Here is a 6,128-nt window from a genome sequence, read left to right as displayed (position 1 = left end):
CCATCTAAAATTTATAAATTTTAAATGGTTTTTTTTAGAATTGTTATTTATAAGTCTGCTACTTCTGAAAGTGCTTTAATAATTTTCAAAATAAAAAGTTTCAAAAAAGGAGTTCGCAAAAATTGATAAGGAAAAGATATGAATTAATAATTTTTGAAAAAGAAAAATAACCGCTTAAAAAAATAAATTATAATGGAATTGCTTACAAAAAAACAACATTTAAATTGAGTAAAAGCACCTAAAAACGTGTAAATAAATTGTTGGTTTCAGCAAATTTACAACGTCCTTAACAACTTTTATTGAGCAATAAACTCAAAAGCCGCTTTCTTTTTTCCATTGCTATTTATAAAACCAAAATTTTTCTGTGGGTTGGTTCGCCAAGGTAGCTTGCCAACTACATTGCTAGGAACTTCTTCAAAATCATACAAAGTCCAAGACATAAAATTAACTTTATGTTTTGCTAATACTTTTTGCATTGTTTTATGGTAATTGGCTTGTGCTTGTTCTGAACTTGCAAAAGGTCTCCAAAAACCACCATAAGAAGACAAACCAAACTCTTGCAAAATAAGTGGTTGATTAGGTAATTGTTTTTTTAGCGTTAGCAATTCATTTTCAAAATTTTCTAAAGCCTCGTAATAATGGAATGAAATATAATCTAATTGATCACTTAAAATAGTTGCACTTTCAATATTAGACCAACCAATGGTTACAGGATGTGTTTCATCTATGGTTTTTACAACAGTTAATAAAAAGGTTAACCAAGAAATTACGTTTTCCTTTCCACGAGATTCAAAATCTAAATTTGGTTCGTTTTTTAAATCCCAAGCTAAAATAGCTTTGTGGTCTTTAAATTTGGTAACAATACCACGAGCATGTTTGTAGGTTAAAGTCCAATCTAACACATCATAATTTCCGTAAAAATCAAATAAAGTAACCACAACTTTTAATTGTTTTTCTAAGGCAATATCTAATACTGTTTTTAATTTATTTAGCTTATCTTCCTTTAAAACTGCTTTACCAAAGTCTTCATAAGGCACAAAAATTCTAATGGAATTTAAACCCGCTTTTTTAATAATTTCAAAATCTTTAGCAATAATGGTTTGGTCAAAAGTATTGCCAAACATATTCCAAGGTGTTTTTTGTGGATAATAATTAATGCCTTTTATTGGCAAAGAATTAGGTGCATTTTTTCGGTTTTTTTTCTTGTAAGGCTTTACGTTTTCCCTAACACTATGGCGAATTCTCCAAAAACCATCTTCTAATAATAAAATGTGTTTATAATCCGATTGTTCTGTAATTGCTAAAACTTGGGTTTTGTGTTGAAAGATTTTTTTATGTTCAACTACAGCTTTATCTTCTAAAACTACAAGTTGACCATCTTCACTATAAAACAAAACATCTGGTTCATGAGAAAGTGTGGTGGCTTCTATATAGGTTTCATTTTTAGCATTTTCATCAATAATAGAAAACAAATTTTTTCTTGCGTTTTTGGTGTAAAAATCTGCAATTCCTGTTTTTGTGTTTTCTCTATAGGCCAATTGTTTTATATACCAAGCGTCTAAATAATTGCTTTCTACAGCCGCTAAAACTTGATCGCTTATTGGTCTGCCTTGGTTCCCATCTTTTTTCCATTTCAATTCTGGTGTATATACCTGTTCTTTTTTTATTTGGGTGTGTAATAAAGAACTTCTATCTGCACCTGTGTTTAAGTAAGATAAAATTCCACTTATTAAAAACACCAAAATTGCGCAAATAAATACATAAGTAGCCATTAAAATAATTCGCAATAGTATTTTATTTGTTTTTACCATAAAGCAATTTTTTCAAAAGTTTTAATCAAACCTGCGGCTTCAATTTTTAATGTATAATTGCCTTTTTCATAAAAGTTTTTATTCAAAATAAAATTTGAAAAACCTTTTTTAGTTTCTGTATAATATACTTTTACAACCTTATTATGTTTTGTGACACTAAGCTTTACGTTTAAACCATCAGGAATTATTTGATTCATAAAACTTTTAAAAGGACCTACTTGTATTTTCGTATTCTTTTCTTTAAAAACAATATTAAAATCTTGTACTGCTTGTTGGTATTTTATATAGATGGCTTTACTCTCTGCAATACCATCTACAAAAGCTTTTACAGACCAGTTTGCTGCTTTATCTGGATGAATCATTTTTGCTTTTGCCACGCCATTTACCGTTTGCCCGAAAGTTTTTAAAACAGCATTTTTACTATTCGTAATAAAAAAATACACCAAAGTACCATCACTAACTACATTGTTAAATTTATCTTTTAATACAGAAGTGTAAAATGTAGTTATTTGATTACCATCTGCGTAATTGTGATTCCGTTTGAAAAAAATTTGAAATTTTTCAGGAATGGCTGGCGCAATAGTTAAATCTAATTCAACAGAATTCTTTTGAAGATGATTGGTAGCTAACAACATTCTACCTGCTTGTAAAGGCGAGTATATGTTTTGATAAGCTATTAAATTATTTACCTTTATGGTAGCACTTTTTTTATCATTTAAAAACTGACGTTTAACCGCTACATTTGTGTTTTCTAACAATGGATTATCTAAAGTATCTGTTGGAATGGTTACTAACATCGAAAAATCTTTTCCGCCAGCCTCAATACTCGGAGGTCCCAAATACATTTCTAAAGAAGAAGCACGTTGTTGTGGTTTTATATTTATATTTCCTTGAATGGCTATGTTTTGGTTATTAAAAACTTTCCAATGCAACACACCTCTTTTTCTTGTGATGTAAGTTGGTAACTGAAAACTAATTTTATCATCTTTTTTAATACCATTCACCAAACTACTGCCATAACTATTGGTGGCATACATGCTAAATTTAGCTTTAGATGTAGTGTTAAAATGTAAAACAACATCATCATTAACAACAAAATCTTTTTTTAAGGTTAGCAAGCTGATTTGATCTTGTTTAACTTGGGTTTGTTGCCCAAAAAGCACCCCACAAAAAGTAAGCAAAAAAGAGCATAATAGGTTTGTTCTACGATTCATTATCTTGGGCTTCCAATAAAATTATTCAACTCTATTTTAATATATTTATATTGGTTATCATTTATTTTTTGTAGTTGGCTATAGGTATGATTTACAATTCTATTGGTTACAATTTCATTAGCAATAGCTGCATTTGGCAAACCGTTTACAAAACAATTGTTCATATTTGTATTGATAATTGTAATAGTATTATTTTGTAATAAAGGATATTCAAAATATTGTTTTCTTTCTTGCCTTATGGCATTTTTTACAAATTGATGATCTACCCAAACCAACTCTTTAGCATCATTATAATAAGAAACTAACAATTGTGGAATGGTAATTTGTTGTAAACCCGCATTAAAAATTGTGCCTTCAATAGTATTTTGTTTTACTTGTAAACTACTTATGGTTGCATCTTTATACAAATCTAAATTTGCCACATTACCTGCTGCTTGTAAATTGAATTTTGTAGGTTGTTCTTCAAATTCTACAGGTGTAAATTCATCTGGATTAAAGGTATTTGGAATAGAATCTTGTGTTTTAGACCAGGCAATTCCTTCAAAATCGATTCTAAAACTACTTACTTCTTTGGGTAGTAATTTATGTTTGATGTGATATTTGGCATTGTAGGTTGCCAATTCTTTATTTTCATCATTATACAACGTTCCTTTTAAAACTACATCTGCAGGAACATTGTCTATATTTTGAATTTCGCCAATAATAGCATAACTATTGTTGTTTTTAACCAATTTTGCTTTTAATATTTCTAAAACAGGTTGTTTTAAAACGTCTTCGTGGTAAGTTTGCTCTGTTGTAACACGCCTTCTACCTTGGTTAAAATATTTGGTTATATTTTTAGAGTACAATTGATCTGGAGGTAAATCTTGCTCAATTACAGTAGGTTCTATGTACCATTTACCATTAATTTTTTTGAGATCTTTGTAAATAATTTTCTCGATTTTTTCTAAAGGTGTAATCCAATTCGTAACAATTTTTACTGATGCAAAATCTTCTGTTTCTGTTATAATTTCTGTTTGCAGTGCATCTAACTTTCCGTAAGAATTTAGAATACCATCTGTTACAGAAATTTCTAACATAAACTGTGCTACCGATTTTCTGTTTTCTGGATTAATAAGCGCATAACTTTTTTCAAATTCTTTAAAATCAATTGCATCATAATAAGCCATTATTGCGTTTTCGGGTGTTCTTTGGGTATCATTTTTAATATAAAAAAGATACATACCATAGCCAAAAACAATTAAAACCAACAAACTCCAAATATGAATAGCTTGTAAAACGCGTTTAGGAAACTTTGTAAACGACAATTTAAAATTATAAAAATCGTGTGTTACGTGATCTTTCAACTTTAAACTTTGCAAAAAAATAGATTGTATGTTTAAAATAAATGCAATAATTACCGTTAAAAATGGAATTATTCCCCATAATAATTTTAGGGTTTTTGCTACATCATCTTTTGGTAAAATGGTAGAAAGTGGTGGTACGTTTAATTTCTCCCAAACCATAATTCCGTTTTCTAAAGCGGGTAAGCGTTGCCAACCGCAGAAATATAAAATAGGATCGTAAAATTTATCATTAGAAAAAACATACTTTAAATTGTACTTTTCTGGTGTGGTTAAAAACTGTTGTAAAGAGCCAATACCAGCTACACCTTTAAATTTAGAATTCTCTAAACGTTCTATAGGTCTTGTAGTTAATTCTGGTAATCTTCTGGCAGAATGGTAATTACCATCTACCGTCATTGCATTGGTTTGTGCAGACAACCACGCCATTTGATCTCCAAAACCTAAGGTTAAAAATCGCCATTTATCATGTTCATCTTGATTTAAGAAATTTACAATGGGTAACATTTTTATTTTTTGTGGCTGTGATGGTCTAAAATAACCTAAACTCATTGTAAAAACCACCATTACTAAAAACAAACTGGCTAAAAAACCTGCAAATAATTTATGATAAACGGCACCAAATTTAGCGACCATTAAGGTTTTTAAATCGCCATTAATCAATCGAAATATAAACTCGCCAATGATGGGTAAAGACATAATAGAAGCCCATAATGTAAAACGATCTAAGGTTAAAATATTAAACGCATTTTCACCTAAAATAATTTTTGGTATTGGTGTGGTACCTCCAGTTCCTAAAAGGGTTAACATTGCTATAGAAAGCCCAAAAAACAAATATCTTTTGCTAAAATAACGGTAAAAAATGTAAGGTAAAAGCAATAACAAAACTCCCCAAGGAATAAAAAAGAAAACCAAACCAGACGAAGTAATTTCTAAAAAATTATCTCTAGAACCATGTGGAATTGGCACTTGTGTTATGGGATTGTTTTTTGAATTTATCCAATACGGAAAAATGCAAAATACAATTAGAAATAATGATGAAAAACCAAATAATAAATTTCTTTTTAATTGTTTAAAAAAGGTATTTAAAAATATTTTAAAAGTAACTTCTTTAAAACTGTTTACTTGTTCATAACACTTATCCATAATTACCATTCCTATTAATGGAAATATAAAAAATATCATCCCGAAAATTGGCGTAACATGGTGTGAGGTTACAGTAACTGCAATAAGAGAAAGCGAGGTAAATAAATATTTGTATTTACCGCTTTTTAACCACAAATAAATTTCTGGCAAGGCATGCATTAAAATAGAAATACCAACAATACTAGGCAACTGCCCAAAAACGTGCAATGTTTCTAAAAAAGAAGACGATAAAGATGCAAATAAAGCAGTGTAACCTGCTACAGTTCTATTGCCCGTCATTAACAAAGAAAAACGATAAGCACCTGTAATAAAAAGTACAATACCAATAAGAGCAACTGTAAACATACCAAATTTTAAGCCGCCAATTAAAGATAAAGCTGCAATAGATTGGTGCACTAAAGGAGGATAACTCATTACCGTAAAACCAGTATACCATTTATAGCTCCAAGGCTCAAACCAACTGTTTGCATAATGATCTGCAAAAAACAAATGAATTAAAGCATCATAAGTAGTCTCTAAAGTAAAAAAGATAGCAGAACCATGAAATGCAATTCCAAAGATTAAGGCAGCAATTAAAAAAGTATTGGTCTTCTGTTTCATTTACAAGTTGTGTT

3 protein-coding genes are annotated in these 6,128 nt (G+C 29.6%); all 3 read right to left on the bottom strand.

Annotated features, from left to right (window positions below; genetic code table 11):
* Positions 1-296: 296 nt before the first annotated feature.
* Genes Q0762_RS12115 through Q0762_RS12105 form a run of 3 tightly spaced genes read right to left on the bottom strand, consistent with a single transcriptional unit; the run spans position 297 to position 6,114 of the window.
* Positions 297-1,811 carry a glycoside hydrolase family 2 TIM barrel-domain containing protein gene (locus Q0762_RS12115; RefSeq protein ID WP_298767163.1) on the bottom strand — a complete coding sequence of 505 codons (1,515 nt, stop codon included), beginning with the start codon at positions 1,809-1,811 and terminating at the stop codon, positions 297-299.
* Entirely contained in the window at positions 1,805-3,025 is a 1,221-nt protein-coding gene (locus Q0762_RS12110; protein ID WP_298767162.1) for a hypothetical protein, read from the bottom strand. The genes Q0762_RS12115 and Q0762_RS12110 overlap by 7 nt, the downstream gene beginning before the upstream one ends.
* Entirely contained in the window at positions 3,025-6,114 is a 3,090-nt protein-coding gene (locus Q0762_RS12105; protein WP_298767161.1) for a hypothetical protein, read from the bottom strand. The genes Q0762_RS12110 and Q0762_RS12105 overlap by 1 nt, the downstream gene beginning before the upstream one ends.
* Between the last annotated feature and the right edge of the window lie 14 nt (positions 6,115-6,128).

The organism is uncultured Polaribacter sp. (assembly GCF_947495205.1).
In the GTDB taxonomy this organism is placed as follows: Bacteria; Bacteroidota; Bacteroidia; order Flavobacteriales; family Flavobacteriaceae; genus Polaribacter.
Note: the sequence above shows the minus strand (reverse complement) of the source record. Positions and strands in the feature narration are given on the sequence as shown.

Excerpts from the sequence above, each read along its gene's own strand:
- Q0762_RS12115 (WP_298767163.1), bottom strand. The coding sequence starts at position 1,811 with ATGGTAAAAACAAATAAAATACTATTGCGAATTATTTTAATGGCTACT.
- Q0762_RS12110 (WP_298767162.1), bottom strand. The coding sequence starts at position 3,025 with ATGAATCGTAGAACAAACCTATTATGCTCTTTTTTGCTTACTTTTTGT.
- Q0762_RS12105 (WP_298767161.1), bottom strand. The coding sequence starts at position 6,114 with ATGAAACAGAAGACCAATACTTTTTTAATTGCTGCCTTAATCTTTGGA.